Here is a 15,047-nt window from a genome sequence, read left to right as displayed (position 1 = left end):
TCAGAGCTCCTTCCGGATGTCGACGAAGCGCAGCAGGATCGAGATCACCAGAAGCACCGTGATCAGCAGGATAACCGCTGTTGCCGCGGCGGAGGGATATTGCAAAAGCGCGATGTCGTTGGAGATCAACCTGCCGACATTGGCCTTCTGGCTGCCGGACATGAAGCGCACGGTAATGAAGTCGCCCATCACCAGCGTGACGACAAAAATCGAACCGATCATGATGCCGGGTTTGGTCAGTGGAATGATGACGTTGGTGAGTGTCTGCAGACCGGTGGCGCCATTGTCGTAGGCTGCCTCGATCAGCGAGCGATCGATACGCATCATTGTGTTGAAGATCGGGACCACCATGAACAGCGTGTAGAGGTGGACAAAGGCCAGGATCACCGAAAAGTCGGAAAAGAGCAGCCAATCCAGAGGCTCGTCAATGACGCCCATCGAGATCAACGTGGAATTGGCGATGCCGTTGCGGCCCAGGAACGGGATCCAGGAAATCATGCGGATGATGTTGGATGTCCAGAACGGGATCGTGCACAACAGAAACAGAACGATCTGCCAGGTCAGCGTGCGCACGTGAAAGGCGAGGAAATAGGCAACGGTAAACCCGATCACCAGTGTGATCGCCCAGGAGATCAACGCGTATTTCACAGTGTTGAAGAACACCTGGTAGGTCACTGGAGACGTCAGCAGGAATTCGTAGTTGTCGAACTGGAAGGCCGGGTAGATCGAGAATTCCGTCGCCCCCCAGAAACTCACCACGACGATCATGGCAATCGGCAGAACCAAGAAGAAGAACAGCACCAGCGCCAGAGGCAGCGACAGCAGCCAGCCGGTCATGGCATCGGGCAGGCGACTGAGGCTGAAGGGCGCCTTTGCGCGAGCTTTCGCCGCCGGGGCCACGCTGGAAATGGACTGTGTCTGATCCGTCATGAAGGTCGGGTCCGGTAAGTAGAGAAGGCGGGTGTCACGCTCGCCCCGGGTGTCTTGAAGTGCCCGGGAAAAGTTTCCCGGGCACCAGTGTGTCGGCTCAGCCTCAGGCGGCGATGAACTCGTTCCACTTGCGAACCATGTACTGGTTCTCGTCCATGACAGCGTTCCAGCAGGCAACGGCACCCATGCGCTCGTAGAACGAGCCGCCGTCGCGGGTTTCGCCGGCTTTCGCCAGAACGTCACCGAACGGGTTGGTGATGTCGCCGGTGGCTTCCTTGCCTTCGAACCAGTAACCCCACTCGTTCTCGTCCATGTGGTTCTTGGAGGTTTCCGGCACGGCCGAGTAGTAGCCCTGGCGCATCAGGAAGCCGCCGACCCAGCCGTCGAGATACCAGTTGATGTATTCGTAGGCTGCTTCCAGTTCGAGGCCGGTCAAGCTCTTGGAAAGACCGATGCCACCACCCCACGACCGGTAGCCTTCTTTGAGCGGCTGATAGACGCAATCGATGCCGCGGGACTTCACGGCAGTGATCGCCGGAGACCACATGGACTGGATCACGACTTCGCCGGACGCCATCAGGTTGACGCTTTCGTCGAAGGTCTTCCAGAAGGCGCGGAACTGGCCGTTTTTCTTGGCTTCGGTGAAGATCGCCATGGTCTTGTCGATCTCTTCGCGGGTCATGTTGCCCTTGTCGCCATACTGGATTTCGCCCATGGCTTCGCAAACCATGGCCGCATCCATGATGCCGATGGAAGAGATGTCGAGGATCGATGCCTTGCCCTTGAATTCCGGGTTCAGCAGTTCGGTCCAGCTTTCGATCGGGCGGCCGATCAGGTCCGGACGGATGCCGAGTGTGTCGGCGTTGTAGATGGTCGGGATGAGTGTCATCCAGCCGGTTTCTTCGGTCGCGAACGCCTTGCCGTCCGGACCGTCGACGAAGCCGACCGTATGCGGAGCGGTGCCCTGTGCGATCACGGATTCGGGCGTCAGCTTGCCGCTTTTGAAGATGCCGACGATCTTGTCGTAGTTCTTGATCTTGGAGGTGTCCATTGCCTGCAGGTTGCCGGTCGGCCAGACCTTCTTGCAGATCCAGTATTCGATGTCCGCAATGTCGAAGCTGTCCGGCTGGGTCGCCGCACGCTGGGTGACGGCGTCACTGTCCAGAGCGGTCATTTCCAGGGTGAAGCCGAGATCTTCCTTCACCTTCTGCGCTACTTCGTTGAGGTTGGAAACGCCGGTGCCGAACTGGCGCAGGGTCACGTCCTTGATGTTCTGTGCCCAGATGGTCGGGAAGCCGGTAATGGCTCCCGAACCCAGGGCCGCACCGGCAGCTGCAGCGCCGCCTTTCAGGATGCTGCGGCGGCTGACGCCTTTCTTGGTCATCTGTTCAGTTTTTCCCACTGTATCTGTCATGTTCTTACTCCTGTTCCCCTCTGGAGTTTGTTCGGCCTCGGGAGAAGGCCTTCGATCGGCAGCCTTCAGGCAGCCAGTTGGTGTGCGTCTTCCGGCTTCCATGTCAGGAAGACGGTTGCGCCGATTTCGATCGGGTCCTGGAAAAAGGCTTCGTCGGTGAGTGCGGCCGTCAGATCGCCGGCGCCCCCCGCATCAAGCGCGAGATTGACGGTGGAGCCGAGGTATTCGACGTCCTTGACGAAGGCAGTCAGAACGGCGCCGTCCTCTCCGGCCGCCTTTTTCACCCTCAACCTGTCTGCCCGCAGCGCGACCGAAGCGCCTTTCTGCTGCAGCACGTTGTGGCCGCCGATGAAGCGGGCGACGAACTCGGTTGTTGGCGTATTGAACACATCGCGCGGGCTGCCTGCCTGCTCGATCTTGCCGCCGTTCATGACGATGATGTCGTCCGCCAGCGCGAGGGCTTCGTCCTGGCTGTGCGTGACGTGGATGAAGGAAATGCCGAGTTCGCGCTGCAGCTTCTTCAACTCGAGCCGCATCTTGATACGCAGGAACGGATCGAGTGCCGACAGCGGTTCGTCAAGCAGAAGCACGGAAGGTTCGGTAATCAGGGCACGGGCCAGGGCAACACGTTGCTGCTGACCGCCGGAGAGCTGCGAAGGCAGCCGTTCCGCATACGCTGCCATATCCACCAGTTCCAGCAACTGACGGGCCTTCTTGAGCCGGACCGGTTTTTCGACACCCTTCATCTTCTGGGAAAAGGCGACGTTATCGACCACGGACAGATGCGGAAACAGCGCATAGTTCTGGAACATCATCGCCGTGCCGCGCCGGGCAGGTGGAAGATCGGTGATGTTGGTGCCGCCAAGAACGATGTCGCCGGTGGAGACGCTCTCATGGCCGGCGATCATTCGCAGGGTTGAAGACTTGCCGCATCCCGATGGCCCGAGCAGGCAAGAATAGGTGCCGGCGGCGAATCTGTGATTGATCGCGTCGACCGCAATGGTCTCGCCATAGATCTTGGTGGTGGCTGCCAGTTCAAGGTCCAGGGACTTCGCCATGGCCGGACGTCTCCTTCAGAAAACCGTTTTCGGCTCCTGAGACAGCAAGTGCCGTGCCAACGCGAAAAACTGGCGGAATTCCGGAGATCCTGATGAGAAGGCGGAGCGATGAGCAAATTCTCACCGGTAAAAGTGCACAATATTTTAGCAAATTAAATACGATATGAACAAAAATTGTATACGATCCAAGATTGCCGCGTCGGGTGGCGGGGAGTAGGATCAAGGCACCGCTCAACCCCCATTGGGCATTTCAAGAAAAATGACCAAACCTGTGACCACAGCCGATCTTGATCAACGCAGCAAGCTGCATGAAGTCTTTGCCCTACCTCAGGGCCGGGCCCTTGAAATCTGCCTGAAGCTTCAGACTGCCATTCTGCAACACAAACTGACACCGGGGCTGAAACTGTCTGAGGATGAGGTGGGCGAAATTTATGGCGTCAGCCGTACCGTCGTGCGCGCCGCGTTGCAGGCACTCGCCCATTCCGGGCTGGTCGCCATGGAAAAGAACCGTGGTGCCTTCGTCGCAAAGCCATCGATCCGCGAGGCTCACGAGGTGTTTCAGGCCCGTGCCCTGATCGAGCCTGCCGTGGCCAGGCTGGCAGCCGATGTCATCACCGACAGGCAGCTCGCGCAGTTGCACGCACATCTGGATGCGGAACATGCAGCTCTTCATGCCGGTGACATGGGCAAGGCGCTGTTCCTGTCCGGAAGCTTTCATACGGAGATTGCGGATATCGCCGACCATCGGGTGTTCGCCGGCATGATCCGATCACTGATCTCGCGCTCTTCGCTGATCATCGCTCTTTACTGGAAGCGCTCAGACACTGCCTGTGAAAGCCACTCTCATCATGCCCTGATGAATGCCTTTGAAAAGCGCGACGGTGCTGCAGCCGAAAAGATCCAGAAGAGCCACATCGTCGATCTGCATTCCGGTCTGGATTTGCGAGAGAAGTCAGCTCTCGGCCGCTCTCTGGGAGAAGCGCTCGGCAATGGCTGAAGAGCGGAACCCGGAAGAAGTGAGAGAAGGTTAGCGTCCGGCAGAAGCTCCGGCGCCAGCGGCATTTGCGTTTGCTCCACCGTTTCCGGCGGATGCGCCTGCGCTGGCCCCGCCGCTGTTTGATGCGCCTGCGGAACCGGAGTTACCAGAACCTGAGCCGGCGTTACCACCAGAGTTTCCACTGGAATTTGTGCCAGAGTTTCCGCCAGAATTTGCGCCTGAGTTCCCGCCCGAGTTCCCACTTGAATTCTCATTGGCGTTGCCACTCGACCCGCGATTGCCTGAGTTGCCGGAGGAGGCATTTGCGTTGCCGCTACCGCTAGCGGCATTGTCACGCCCGCCGGTGGTGATGTTCCGAGCTTTTGAGCCCGCAGGTGACAGGCTTGCCGGGGTATCGCCGAAGCTGGGCTTGCCAGGTGTACCCTGCTGGATGGCGGCGCGGCTCTTGCCTACGGATTTGAGACCGTTGAACTTCCCCGGTGCGTTTTGGACGCTTTGGCCTGCACGCAGGTCGCTTTGCTGCCCGGATGCGAGATCCTGAACACCAACGACGCCGCGCTGAACCGAAACCTGACTTTCGTTGCCGGTTACGGTTACCGAAAAGCGGGTTCCCTTGACGACGGCTGCAAGATAAGGCGTTTCAACCCTGAAAAACGGTCTGCCGCGGGTCTCGACATCGACATCGATCGTTCCCTTGCGTTGAAGCAGCGTGGTCTGGCTGTCGTTGCTGCGATATTGCGACAGCGCAAATTCCGTATTCGGGCCGACCGTGATGCTGTCGTTGCCTCGTTGAAGCACGGCGCGTGCGCCTTTTCGCGTCGCAATGGTATGGCCCTTGTGAAGTGCCATCCCCTTGCGGGCCCGGTGCGCCTGAATGCCTGGTGCGAGCAGATAAACCGTTCCGGAAATCCGTGTGATCACCCATTCGGCTGCATAAGCTTTTGTCAGTCCTGCAGACAGGGGAATAAGCAGCAGAGCCAGCAGAACACTGCGGCACGAGTTTTCAGCGTCCTGCACAAAGCCGGAAGGCTGTTAAAAGGAAGGCAGTAAACAGCGTGGCCGGCGTGCATCGGCAATACTCGATAGTTGTGTTGTCATGCACTCTTATCGATACCGGCTTAACGTAGGGTGAAGAATAAAGGTTCAATTTATTCTTGCAATTGTAAGTTTAAATAGTTTGGCTTAGATTTTTTGAGTTGATTTTATTTCTTCTGCTGTGCTGAAGGTAATAATTCTTTCATCATGTCAAGAATAGTTGGTTTGGTATTCAAATCGGCAACCCAGGTCGGGTGGTTCATTTCCTGGCACAGATTGCGTAGCGGTGCTGCGTTGCCCTTTCCAGACCCTTGAAGAAAGGCAGGTGACGCCGTTGTGCCCGGTGAACGGCTTTCAAGTCCGTATCGACAACGATTTGAGTGAAGCCGGCCTGTCGCAATAGTTCCACGACTGCTTCTGCCCTTGCTCCCCTCGAGAAATGAACGCGGGACAGGATGCTGCGATGTGTTTCCATCATGTCTGCCGGTTTTGCGTCCGGTTGCGCGAGCAATCCAAAGCGAGCACGAGTTTTTGAAAACGTTGCAAGCAACTTTGCGAACCAGCCAGGATTGACAAAGTCTCCGTCGACGACGAGCAGCTGTCCTCCCGGTTTCAGCACCCGGTGCCATTCCGCAAAGGCGGCCGCAGGATCGACCAGGGTCCAGACAAGGTGCCGGCACGTTATGGCATCGTAGCTTTCGGACGCTTCCATCGTGCGTTCGGCATCGCCAAGCAGAAAGCGGATCGTGCGCCCGCGTTTCATTGCCTTTTCTCGGGCCTTGGCAAGCATGGGTTCCGCCCAGTCCATGCCGGTCACCTCAAAGCCTAGGTCGTCGAGCAGGTGCGAGATAACGCCGGTTCCGGAAGCAAGGTCAAGAACGCGTCTGGAGCCGCCCGGGCCCAGATGCTTTTCGAACAGCCTTATCCAGGCGGTGTGCTCTTCGTCGGAAAAAATCTCGTGGCCCGGCTGGGTGTCGAAGGTCTCGGCCCGCTTGCCCCAGTATTCCTTGATTTCTTCACGCAGATCGAAATTCGAGAGTGTGTCTGCGTCGCTCATCAGGCGTATTGCTCCGGTTGCTTGGAACCATTCCAAAAGATAATTCTTGACTCATATACTCAGGAAAAATACGAAAAACAAGAATTTAAAACTCAACTTATAACCTCAATAAAAAATCGAGGCGGATGTGAGCAAAATCAGAAGCTTGGCAGCATCTTTGCTGGTAACGGCTACTTTTCTTCCGGCAATGGCACTTGCCGGCGACGTGGTAACGGTCACGGATATTACCGGCCGTGAGGTCGAGGTCGAAGTGCCGGTGGAAAAGGTCATCCTGGGCGAGGGGCGCCAGATCTATTTCACCGCCGCGCTGGATGGTGAAGACCCCTTCAAACGTGTCGTCGGCTGGCGAGACGATTTCGAGAAGGCGGACAACGACGGGTACCATCAGTATCTCGAGAAGTACCCGGAAATGGCCGATCTGCCGACTTTCGGCGGCATGAAGAACGGCACTTTCGATGTCGAGCAGGCCGTTGCACTCCAGCCTGACGTGATCATCCTGAACCTCGACGCCAAGGTTGCCACCGAAGAAGGCGGCTACATCGAGAAACTCGGCAAGGTCGGCATCCCGGTTGTCTATGTCGACTTCCGCGAAAAGCCGATGGAAAACACCGAGTCGTCCATGCGCCTGATCGGCAAGCTCTACGGCAAGGAAGACAAGGCCGAGGAATTCATCGAATTCCGGGCATCCGAGATCGCCAAGGTGACTGACAAGCTGGCGGCACAGTCAGACCTCGCCAAACCCGTTGTGTTCGTGGAGCGTGCAGGCGGCTATTCCGATGATTGCTGCATGTCGTTCGGCAACGAGAATTTCGGCAAGATGGTTGAAATGGCCGGTGGCATCAACATGGCTGCCGAGATCATTCCCGGCACCTTCGGCACCGTCAACCCGGAGCAGATCATCGCGTCCGATCCGGACCAGATCATCGTGACCGGTGCAAACTGGGAGCTGTATGTTCCCGGAGGGAATTGGGTTGGTGTCGGCGCCGGCGCGGATCCGGAAGTATCTGCAGACAAGCTGGCGGGCCTGATGGAACGTCCGGGCTTTACTGGCGTCAAGGCGGTCCGGGACAACAATGTCCATGCCATCTGGCACCAGTTCTACAACAGTCCTTACCAGTTCGTCGCTGTTCAGCAGATCGCCAAATGGCTGCATCCGGAGCTCTTTGCTGACCTTGACCCGGAAGCGACTTTCCAGGAATTGCACGACCGCTTCCTGCCGATCGACTACCGGCCAGGCTACTTCGTTTCGCTGAACTCGAGTAAATAAGATGGCGGTTTCGGAAATCATTCCGGCTGAGGAGGGGCGCGGTCTTTACCGCGCCCTTGCGTTCAAGCGCATTCTGGTTATTTGCGGGCTGATCGTCGCTCTGGCGTTCAGCTTTTCTTTGGATCTGGCCCTCGGACCGGCCCGCTATCCGCTGTCGGAAGTGCTTTCCGCCCTGGTTAATCCGTCCGGCGCCGATCTGCAGACACGCGTCGTCCTATGGGACATTCGCATGCCGATCGCGTTGATGGCGATCACCGTTGGGGCCTGCCTGTCCCTTGCGGGTGCGCAGATGCAGACGATCCTTGCCAATCCGCTGGCCAGCCCCTTCACGCTAGGCATCTCCGCTGCTGCCAGCTTTGGCGCGGCCCTGGGGCTTGTCGCCGGCGTCGCGATCTTTCCGGCCGCAGTGCAATACATGGTCCCGATCAATGCCTTCCTGATGGCCATGGCGGCTTCGCTGTTCATCTATCTGCTGTCCACGGTACGGGGCGTGACTGTTCAGACCATCGTTCTTCTGGGGATCGCGTTGGTGTTCACGTTCAACGCCCTGCTGTCGCTGCTGGAATATCTTGCTTCCGAACAGGCGCTGGCTGCGGTCGTCTTCTGGACCATGGGGTCGCTGACCAAGGCGACATGGGGCAAGGTTCTGGCGACCTTCATCATTCTTGTTGTCTGCGTTCCGTTCTTCGCGCGGCATTCCTGGGCTCTGACAGCCCTTCGGCTCGGCGACGTCAAGGCGGCGAGTTTCGGCGTTAACATCAGGTCGCTTCGGCTGAAAACGCTGCTCGGCGTCAGCCTGCTGGCGGCGATCCCCGTGTCCTTTGTCGGGACGATCGGGTTCGTCGGGCTTGTCGGACCGCACATTGCCCGGATGCTGGTCGGAGAAGACCAGCGTTTCTTCCTGCCTGCGGCCATCTTGTGCGGTTCCTTGATGTTGTCGGCAACTTCGGTCGTTTCCAAGATCATTCTTCCGGGGGCGATCCTGCCCATCGGCGTCATCACCGCGCTTGTCGGGGTTCCATTCTTCTTCGCGCTCATTTTCGCCGACCGGAGGCAGTCATGGTAACGTTGCAGCTGAAAGGGGTTGGCGCACGCTATGGCTCCACTCTCGCGGTCGATGGGGTCTCGACGCCGGTCTTCTCCGGCGGTGAACTGACGGCGGTGATCGGTCCTAACGCAGCAGGCAAATCGACCTTGTTCAAGCGCATCTCCGGTCTATTGAAAGGCCCCGGCGATGTCGTGCTTGCCGGCAACCGCGCAGCACCCCGGGATGCCATTCGCTACATGCCCCAGGATACCCACGCCAATGCCGTCCTGACGGTTTATGAATCCGTTCTGCTGGCTGCCAAACAGGGTGAGGGCTGGCGTGTAAAGGACTCGGAACTCGTCGAAATCGACCAGATCCTGAAGGCGCTTCAGATCGATAGCCTGGCGTTCCGGAACCTTGGCGAACTCTCCGGCGGTCAGCGTCAGCTGGTTTCGATCGCGCAGGCACTGGTACGCCGTCCGGAAGTTTTGATGATGGACGAACCGACCTCCGCGCTGGATCTCTACCGGCAGGTCGAGGTTCTGAACTTCATGCGCGATCTGGCACGCCGCCAGGGCACCCTGGTTCTGATTGCCTTGCACGATCTAAATCATGCCCTGCGGTTCTGTCGGAACACCATGGTGATTGCCGACGGGCGTCTCGTTGCCGCCGGCCCGTCCGAAGATGTCATCACGTCATCAATGCTGCGTGACATCTACCGTGTGGAGGCACGCGTGGAGGCCTGTTCGCGCGGCGAAAATCACGTCATCATCGATCGGTCCGCTGCCTGACGGCGCGTGATCGGACGATGGCCAACGCCGATTAATCCTGGTCGACGTCTATGCGGGCTTCTTCGACGGTCGAGGCGAGATCCCGGTTCGCATCCAGAAGCACATTCTGGTGCAACCGGATCCGCCACAGGTGATAGGAAACCCTGTGCAGCCAGCGCAGGGCATCCAGTTTCAGCCAGACTGTTTCCGCCGGGACTGCATCGGCAGCGGCCATTGCAATCAGCCGGTCACGATTGAGGCGGCGTTGTCGGCGCATCAGCAGCCGCAACCGGTCCAGCGTCTTCTCCTGTGTCTTGGCGTCCTTCTGTTTGGTGGAAATGTCCGTGACGCCGAGAAGCAGGCCCGCCAGGCGTTTGAGCCGGTGATCTAAGGACAGCTCGTCGATCCTCTGCCGCTGGTCGCAGCGGTAGAGAAGGCGGCTCAAATGGTCGAGAATGTGAAAAAGGCCTTTCAGTTCCTCCTGAAAGGCCATGTCGTTCGGCGGAACGATGATCTTGTCCAGATATGTCCGTGTTTCTGCGATGGCCTTGGCCAGGTCCTCCCGATCCAGTTCTTCATAAGCAGATGACTTTGCGCCCAACCGACTGCGCAGGCGTTCGATGATCAAGGTTTCCAGATGTGCAACGGTCTGCCTCGCCAGGGACGCGGCTGCGTGCGGGTCCCGCAACACGAGCGGATCCAGACGGCTGGTCAGATCGGAGCCTTTTTCGGGAACGAGATGTTCGATCAGCCTTGCGAAGGGCCGCGCAAGTGGAAGCACCAAGACGACGCCGAGCGCATTGAAGAAACTGTGAAATGCGACAAGCGCAATCTGGCTGTCGCCGTTTCCCGTCAACGCCCCGGCCACAAGCTGAAACGGCCCTAGAAGGAAAAACGCCATGACACCGGTCATGACGTTGTAGATCACATGCGCATAGCCCGTACGTCGGGCCATGGTGCCACCGCCGATGGTCGCCAAAGCTGCCGTGAATGTGGTTCCGACGTCCATGCCGATTACCAGCGCCGCTGCTTGCGGAAAGTTGATGGCACCGGCGCCAAGCGCAGCCAGCGCCGTTGCAACGCCTGCGCTGGAGGACTGTGTCACGACGGTGATCAGCATGCCGATCAACACCAGCTGCAGCCGGCCGAAGAGTGTGTCCGGCGGAAAGTCGGTCGGGGTTACCACGCCGCTGAAGGCGTCCAGACCGTCTTTCATGTGTTCGATGCCGATAAAGATCAGGCAAAAGCCCGCGAGCGCCTGGCCTGCGAGCGCGATCCGGCCACGGAATGCAAGCCGCGCAATCGCGCCAAAAAACACGAAGGGCAGGGCGATCTGGCCAAGATCCAGCTTGAAGCCGAGAACCGCAACCAGCCACCCTGTCAGGGTCGTGCCGACGTTGGCACCGAAGATGACGCCGAGCGCCTGGGGAAAGGTGAGGAGGCCGGAAGCGACAAAGCCGACAGCAGCAACTGTGGTTGCGCTGGATGACTGTATGACCGCGGTGGTGAGAGCACCCGTCACGGCGCCCGACAAGGGTGTTGAGGTAAACCTGGACAACACGTCGCGCATGCGCTGTGCCGCCAGGGCTTTCAGCCCGTCGGTCAGTAGCAGCATACCGATCAGAAACAACCCGACGCCACCAAGCGCGGACATGAAACTCAAAAACATGCAGGCACGTTATCCGACAGGTTAAGCGCCCACAATCAGTCAAGATACTATCGGCTTCGCATTTGCGATCCTTGAGCGTCAGATTGAAGCGAAGGGTGCTTCATGGAGCATCTGCAACTTGAGGCAGAAAGTCCTTTGCTCGCCGGCACGACTGTGGGAGCTTGAACCTGTCAGGCTTATCAAGCTTCTGCCGGATGACGCGCTACGAGGAAGAGAGCAATGAAGAAGTATGAGGCCCCGGGTGTTTATGTCACCGAGCTGAACTCCTTCCCAAACACCGTCGTGCAGGTCCCGACGAGCGTTGCGGTCTTTGTCGGTTACACGGAAACAGCAATTGTGGATGGCAAGGATGTGACCGGCATTCCGGTGCGGATCTCCTCGATGTCGGAATTCGAGGCCCGTTTCGGCGTTGGGCCCATGTTTCGTTTCGACTTCAGCCTGCAGGATGGCAAGCCGGCTCTGGACCTGGAGGAAGCAAGCCGCTTCAATTTGCATGCGGCCATGGGACTTTTCTTCGAAAATGGAGGAAGTGCTTGCTGGATCCTGTCGGTTGGATGTTACGGCGCGGGAGAGTTCGTTCTTACCAAGTCCGTGGAGGATTTCGGTGAACCTGTCTGGCGAGAGCTCGCCAAGCTGCAGGAGCCGTCGGTTATCGTGATACCCGACGCGGTGTTGTTGTCAGAAGAAGATTACAAGACCGTCAGCAATAGATGCCTTGCCCATTGTACAGACTTGCAAAACCGTTTCGCCATTGTCGACGTGTTCGATGGGAACAGGGCGCGAACTTTGGACGAGAATGACGTGATCTCGGGAAAAAGCGGCCTGCGAACCTTGCTCGCAGCGGAAGATATGAGCTTTGCTGCCGCCTATTATCCCTGGTTGAATACGTCTCACTTCGTTGCGGGGTCGATGACCTTTGAAAATGTTTCGGCTGGTACGCGCAAGGCCTTCTTCGAACATGTTGGCCAGGAGACTGCCATTCAGGCCAATGAGGCCCGGAAAGCCGCTTTCGATAAGGCTGTGAAATCACTTGAGGGCGACGACATCTCCGAAGAGGAGAAATGCACTACTCACAAGATCATGCGGGGTCTTTCAAAGCGCTACAACGAGCTTCTCTCGCAAGCTGTAAAAGCAGTAAGTGTCATGCCTCCGTCAGGCGCGTTGGCAGGTGCATATGCAGCGACAGACGCTCAGGATGGTGTCTGGAAAGCGCCGGCAAATCTCAGCCTCAATTCAGTCGTGTCGCCTTGCGTATCCATTTCCGATGCGGAGCAGGAAGACCTGAACACTCCGTTGGACGGAAAAGCCGTGAACGCGATCCGGTCGTTTCCCGAGCGAGGTAATGTGGTGTGGGGAGCACGCACGCTGGACGGTAACAGCTCGGAATGGCGCTATGTGAATATCCGCCGAACCGCGATCATGCTGGAACAATCGATCAAGGCGGCGCTGGATCCTTTTGTCTTTGCGCCAAACACCGCTCCGACCTGGCTTATGGTGAAATCGGTGATCGAAAATTTCCTGAACGGGCTATGGAAACAAGGGGCTCTCGTGGGCGCTTCGTCAGAAGATGCCTACGGTGTCGAAGTCGGCCTTGGGACGACGATGACGGGCGCCGATGTTCAGGCCGGTTGCATGAACGTCGTGGTGAAGGTTTCGCTCTTGCGGCCGGCGGAATTCATTGTCCTGTCGTTCCAGCAGAAGGTCCGGAAAGGCTAGCCAGAGGAAGCCGATCCGTTAGGCGCGTCAGGATCGGTCTGAAAAATCTGCGATCGTTTTGCTGCAAGCGGGGAAAGCCCTCCGGCCTACGGCCAGATGAGCGTTTCCGTCTCGTTGCTGTTGCCGCTGCCGGTTACCCGTGCTCCCGACACCTTGGCCTTGCCGCTGGCAACCATGGAAAGAGCCTTGGGGTAGATCTGGTGTTCAACGTCCAGCACACGGGCAGCCAACGTGTCAGGGGTGTCATTGTCCAGAACCGGTACGGCTCCCTGCATGATGATCGGACCATCGTCCATTTCAGCAGACACATAATGCACGGTGGCACCATGCAACTTGACACCTTCCTGCAAGGCCCGCTCATGTGTGGCAAGGCCTTTGAAAGAGGGCAGGAGAGCCGGATGGATGTTGATCATCCTGCCCGCCCAGGCATTGACCAGATAGGGCGTCAGAATACGCATGAAACCGGCAAGGGCGACCAGGTCGATCTTGTGGTCCTTCAAAACGGCATCTACCGATTTTTCGAACGCTTCCCGATCACCTGCATGGTCCTTGTGGTCGACAACTGCCGTTGCAATGCCCAGCTCAGCGGCCCGTTCCAGTCCCTTGGCGTCAGGCCGGTTGGACAGGACAAGCGTGATTTCGGCGGGATAGTCGGGAGACATTGCCGCGGAAATCAGCGCGCCCATGTTGGAGCCGCGTCCTGAGATCAGGATGGCAGTCTTCTTGCGGCTCATGCGCCAAGGTCCAGGCTGCCGTCAAACAGCACCGGTGCAGCGCCTTCAGCTTCGATGACGCCGATCTTGCTGACCGTTTCACCGGCATTGCGCAGGACGTCGGCAACCGCATCGGCCTGATCCGCAGACACGACAATCACCATCCCGGTGCCGCAGTTGAACGTGCGCAGCATTTCCTTCTCGGCAACGCCGCCCGATTTCGCGAGCCAGCCGAACACCGGCGGGACGCTGATCTGGCCAAGATCGATGCGAGCGGAGCAATTCTTCGGCAGAACGCGCGGCAGGTTTTCCGGCAGGCCACCACCGGTGATGTGGGCAAGGGCCTTGATGCCGGAGGTTTCCTTCAGTGCGGCCAGCAGTGGTTTGACGTAAATCCTGGTCGGTTCCATCAAGGCTTCGCCCAGTGTCTTGCCGGCTGCAAACGGTGCCGCGTCCGACCAGTTCATGCCGGACAGTTCGATGATCTTGCGCACCATGGAATAGCCGTTGGAATGAACGCCGGAGGAGGCCAGAGCAAGCAGCACATCACCAGCGGCAACGTCCGGGCGCGGCAAGATCCCGCCGCGTTCCACGGCACCGACGGAGAAGCCTGCCAGGTCGTAGTCGCCTTCCACATACATGCCCGGCATTTCAGCTGTCTCGCCGCCGATCAGCGCGGCGCCTGCCATCTTGCAGCCGTCTGCAATGCCGGCAACCACATCCGTTGCAGTGGTCACATCCAGCGCGCCGGTCGCGAAATAGTCGAGGAAGAACAGCGGTTCAGCGCCCTGGACCACCAGATCGTTGACACACATCGCAACAAGGTCGATGCCCACAGTGCGGTGCTGGCCGGTTTCAATCGCAATCTTCAACTTGGTACCGACGCCGTCATTGGCGGCAACAAGGATCGGATCCTGAAACCCTGCGCCCTTCAGGTCAAAAAGACCACCGAAACCGCCGATATCGCTGTCGGCCCCGGGGCGGGAAGTTGCCTTGACCAGCGGCTTGATGCGGTTCACCAGTTCGTTTCCGGCGTCGATATCGACACCAGCATCGGCATAGGTCAGGCCGTTGGGACCAGAGGATTCGCTCATGGGGCACTCCGAGACTGCGTGCGGTTGGCTGTGCCAGTGCGGATTACAGTCTGCCGCCAAGGAACACAAGAGGCGAGCGGTTCTGCGCAGGGCTTAAGAACAGATGGCAGGCCAACTTCCGCATTTTTCTTCAAAACCAGGCCAATTTGAATGGCTCAAAGTGTATTGCCGGCGAAAAAAGAGGTCATGGAGCATCTGGATCAACCTTCAGCGCAAGAGTGCTGCAGACAGCCTGTTGCCGGAAATCGGTCTTGCTGGCCTGTTTGAAAACGTGGTCATAGGCTTTGCCTCATGAGGCAG

Annotated in this window: 13 protein-coding genes; 5 read left to right on the top strand and 8 right to left on the bottom strand. The window is 58.3% G+C overall.

Annotation, left to right across the window (positions count from 1 at the left end; translation table 11 throughout):
• The 3 genes from HEP89_RS24535 to HEP89_RS24525 all read right to left on the bottom strand — a co-directional run bounded on the left by HEP89_RS24535 (position 1) and on the right by HEP89_RS24525 (position 3,402).
• The gene (locus tag HEP89_RS24535) at positions 1-837 is read right to left on the bottom strand and encodes an ABC transporter permease (RefSeq protein ID WP_168693522.1); all 837 of its coding nucleotides are present in this window, start codon (positions 835-837) and stop codon (positions 1-3) included.
• Positions 838-1,033: 196 nt separating this feature from the next.
• Positions 1,034-2,344 carry an extracellular solute-binding protein gene (locus tag HEP89_RS24530; protein ID WP_023014488.1) on the bottom strand — a complete coding sequence of 437 codons (1,311 nt, stop codon included), beginning with the start codon at positions 2,342-2,344 and terminating at the stop codon, positions 1,034-1,036.
• 65 nt (positions 2,345-2,409) lie between these two features.
• A complete protein-coding gene (locus HEP89_RS24525; protein WP_168693262.1) occupies positions 2,410-3,402 on the bottom strand; it encodes an ABC transporter ATP-binding protein in 993 nt (330 codons plus the stop codon).
• A gap of 259 nt (positions 3,403-3,661) precedes the next feature.
• Here HEP89_RS24525 and HEP89_RS24520 point away from each other — a divergent pair, with 259 nt between their 5' ends.
• Positions 3,662-4,399 (top strand): GntR family transcriptional regulator, encoded by a 738-nt coding sequence (locus HEP89_RS24520; protein WP_055653688.1) that lies wholly within the window; start codon positions 3,662-3,664, stop codon positions 4,397-4,399.
• A gap of 30 nt (positions 4,400-4,429) precedes the next feature.
• On the opposite strand, the gene HEP89_RS24515 is transcribed toward HEP89_RS24520, so the two are convergent.
• Together HEP89_RS24515 and HEP89_RS24510 are read right to left on the bottom strand one after the other, a co-directional pair.
• On the bottom strand, positions 4,430-5,416 hold the full coding sequence (locus HEP89_RS24515) for a FecR family protein (RefSeq protein ID WP_168693261.1): 987 nt from the start codon (positions 5,414-5,416) through the stop codon (positions 4,430-4,432).
• 277 nt (positions 5,417-5,693) lie between these two features.
• Positions 5,694-6,491 carry a class I SAM-dependent methyltransferase gene (locus tag HEP89_RS24510; RefSeq protein WP_075281578.1) on the bottom strand — a complete coding sequence of 266 codons (798 nt, stop codon included), beginning with the start codon at positions 6,489-6,491 and terminating at the stop codon, positions 5,694-5,696.
• Between the two features lie 187 nt (positions 6,492-6,678).
• On the opposite strand from HEP89_RS24510, the gene HEP89_RS24505 reads away from it, so the two are divergent.
• From HEP89_RS24505 to HEP89_RS24495, 3 genes are read left to right on the top strand one after another with little or no spacing between them, the layout of a single operon-like run.
• On the top strand, positions 6,679-7,758 hold the full coding sequence (locus HEP89_RS24505) for an ABC transporter substrate-binding protein (RefSeq protein WP_209014845.1): 1,080 nt from the start codon (positions 6,679-6,681) through the stop codon (positions 7,756-7,758).
• 1 nt (position 7,759) lies between these two features.
• Entirely contained in the window at positions 7,760-8,824 is a 1,065-nt protein-coding gene (locus HEP89_RS24500) for an iron ABC transporter permease (RefSeq protein ID WP_168693260.1), read from the top strand.
• On the top strand, positions 8,818-9,576 hold the full coding sequence (locus HEP89_RS24495; RefSeq protein WP_168693259.1) for an ABC transporter ATP-binding protein: 759 nt from the start codon (positions 8,818-8,820) through the stop codon (positions 9,574-9,576). The genes HEP89_RS24500 and HEP89_RS24495 overlap by 7 nt, the downstream gene beginning before the upstream one ends.
• Before the next feature lie 31 nt (positions 9,577-9,607).
• Here HEP89_RS24495 and HEP89_RS24490 read toward each other — a convergent pair whose 3' ends face one another.
• Positions 9,608-11,224, bottom strand: a complete 1,617-nt coding sequence (locus HEP89_RS24490; protein WP_168693258.1) for a Na/Pi symporter — start codon at positions 11,222-11,224, stop codon at positions 9,608-9,610.
• Between the two features lie 219 nt (positions 11,225-11,443).
• Here HEP89_RS24490 and HEP89_RS24485 point away from each other — a divergent pair, with 219 nt between their 5' ends.
• Positions 11,444-12,940: a phage tail sheath C-terminal domain-containing protein gene (locus HEP89_RS24485; RefSeq protein ID WP_168693257.1), complete on the top strand. Its 1,497-nt coding sequence runs from the start codon at positions 11,444-11,446 to the stop codon at positions 12,938-12,940.
• An 86-nt stretch (positions 12,941-13,026) separates the two neighbouring features.
• Here HEP89_RS24485 and purN read toward each other — a convergent pair whose 3' ends face one another.
• Positions 13,027-13,674 carry a phosphoribosylglycinamide formyltransferase gene (purN, locus tag HEP89_RS24480; protein WP_023004018.1) on the bottom strand — a complete coding sequence of 216 codons (648 nt, stop codon included), beginning with the start codon at positions 13,672-13,674 and terminating at the stop codon, positions 13,027-13,029.
• A complete protein-coding gene (gene purM, locus HEP89_RS24475; protein ID WP_055653699.1) occupies positions 13,671-14,747 on the bottom strand; it encodes a phosphoribosylformylglycinamidine cyclo-ligase in 1,077 nt (358 codons plus the stop codon). Before purM ends, purN begins: the two co-directional genes overlap by 4 nt.
• Between the last annotated feature and the right edge of the window lie 300 nt (positions 14,748-15,047).

This window comes from Labrenzia sp. 5N (assembly GCF_012395805.1).
Classification (GTDB): domain Bacteria; phylum Pseudomonadota; class Alphaproteobacteria; order Rhizobiales; family Stappiaceae; genus Roseibium; species Roseibium algicola.
The sequence above is the reverse complement of the archived record's forward strand: the minus strand, read 5'-3'. Positions and strand labels throughout refer to the sequence as shown.

What these genes read in the sequence shown, in the direction of transcription:
- HEP89_RS24535 (WP_168693522.1), bottom strand. Translation starts at nt 837, where the DNA reads ATGACCGGCTGGCTGCTGTCGCTGCCTCTGGCGCTGGTGCTGTTCTTC.
- HEP89_RS24530 (WP_023014488.1), bottom strand. Translation starts at nt 2,344, where the DNA reads ATGACAGATACAGTGGGAAAAACTGAACAGATGACCAAGAAAGGCGTC.
- HEP89_RS24525 (WP_168693262.1), bottom strand. Translation starts at nt 3,402, where the DNA reads ATGGCGAAGTCCCTGGACCTTGAACTGGCAGCCACCACCAAGATCTAT.
- HEP89_RS24520 (WP_055653688.1), top strand. Translation starts at nt 3,662, where the DNA reads ATGACCAAACCTGTGACCACAGCCGATCTTGATCAACGCAGCAAGCTG.
- HEP89_RS24510 (WP_075281578.1), bottom strand. Translation starts at nt 6,491, where the DNA reads ATGAGCGACGCAGACACACTCTCGAATTTCGATCTGCGTGAAGAAATC.
- HEP89_RS24505 (WP_209014845.1), top strand. Translation starts at nt 6,679, where the DNA reads ATGGCACTTGCCGGCGACGTGGTAACGGTCACGGATATTACCGGCCGT.
- HEP89_RS24500 (WP_168693260.1), top strand. Translation starts at nt 7,760, where the DNA reads ATGGCGGTTTCGGAAATCATTCCGGCTGAGGAGGGGCGCGGTCTTTAC.
- HEP89_RS24495 (WP_168693259.1), top strand. Translation starts at nt 8,818, where the DNA reads ATGGTAACGTTGCAGCTGAAAGGGGTTGGCGCACGCTATGGCTCCACT.
- HEP89_RS24490 (WP_168693258.1), bottom strand. Translation starts at nt 11,224, where the DNA reads ATGTTTTTGAGTTTCATGTCCGCGCTTGGTGGCGTCGGGTTGTTTCTG.
- HEP89_RS24485 (WP_168693257.1), top strand. Translation starts at nt 11,444, where the DNA reads ATGAAGAAGTATGAGGCCCCGGGTGTTTATGTCACCGAGCTGAACTCC.
- purN (WP_023004018.1), bottom strand. Translation starts at nt 13,674, where the DNA reads ATGAGCCGCAAGAAGACTGCCATCCTGATCTCAGGACGCGGCTCCAAC.
- purM (WP_055653699.1), bottom strand. Translation starts at nt 14,747, where the DNA reads ATGAGCGAATCCTCTGGTCCCAACGGCCTGACCTATGCCGATGCTGGT.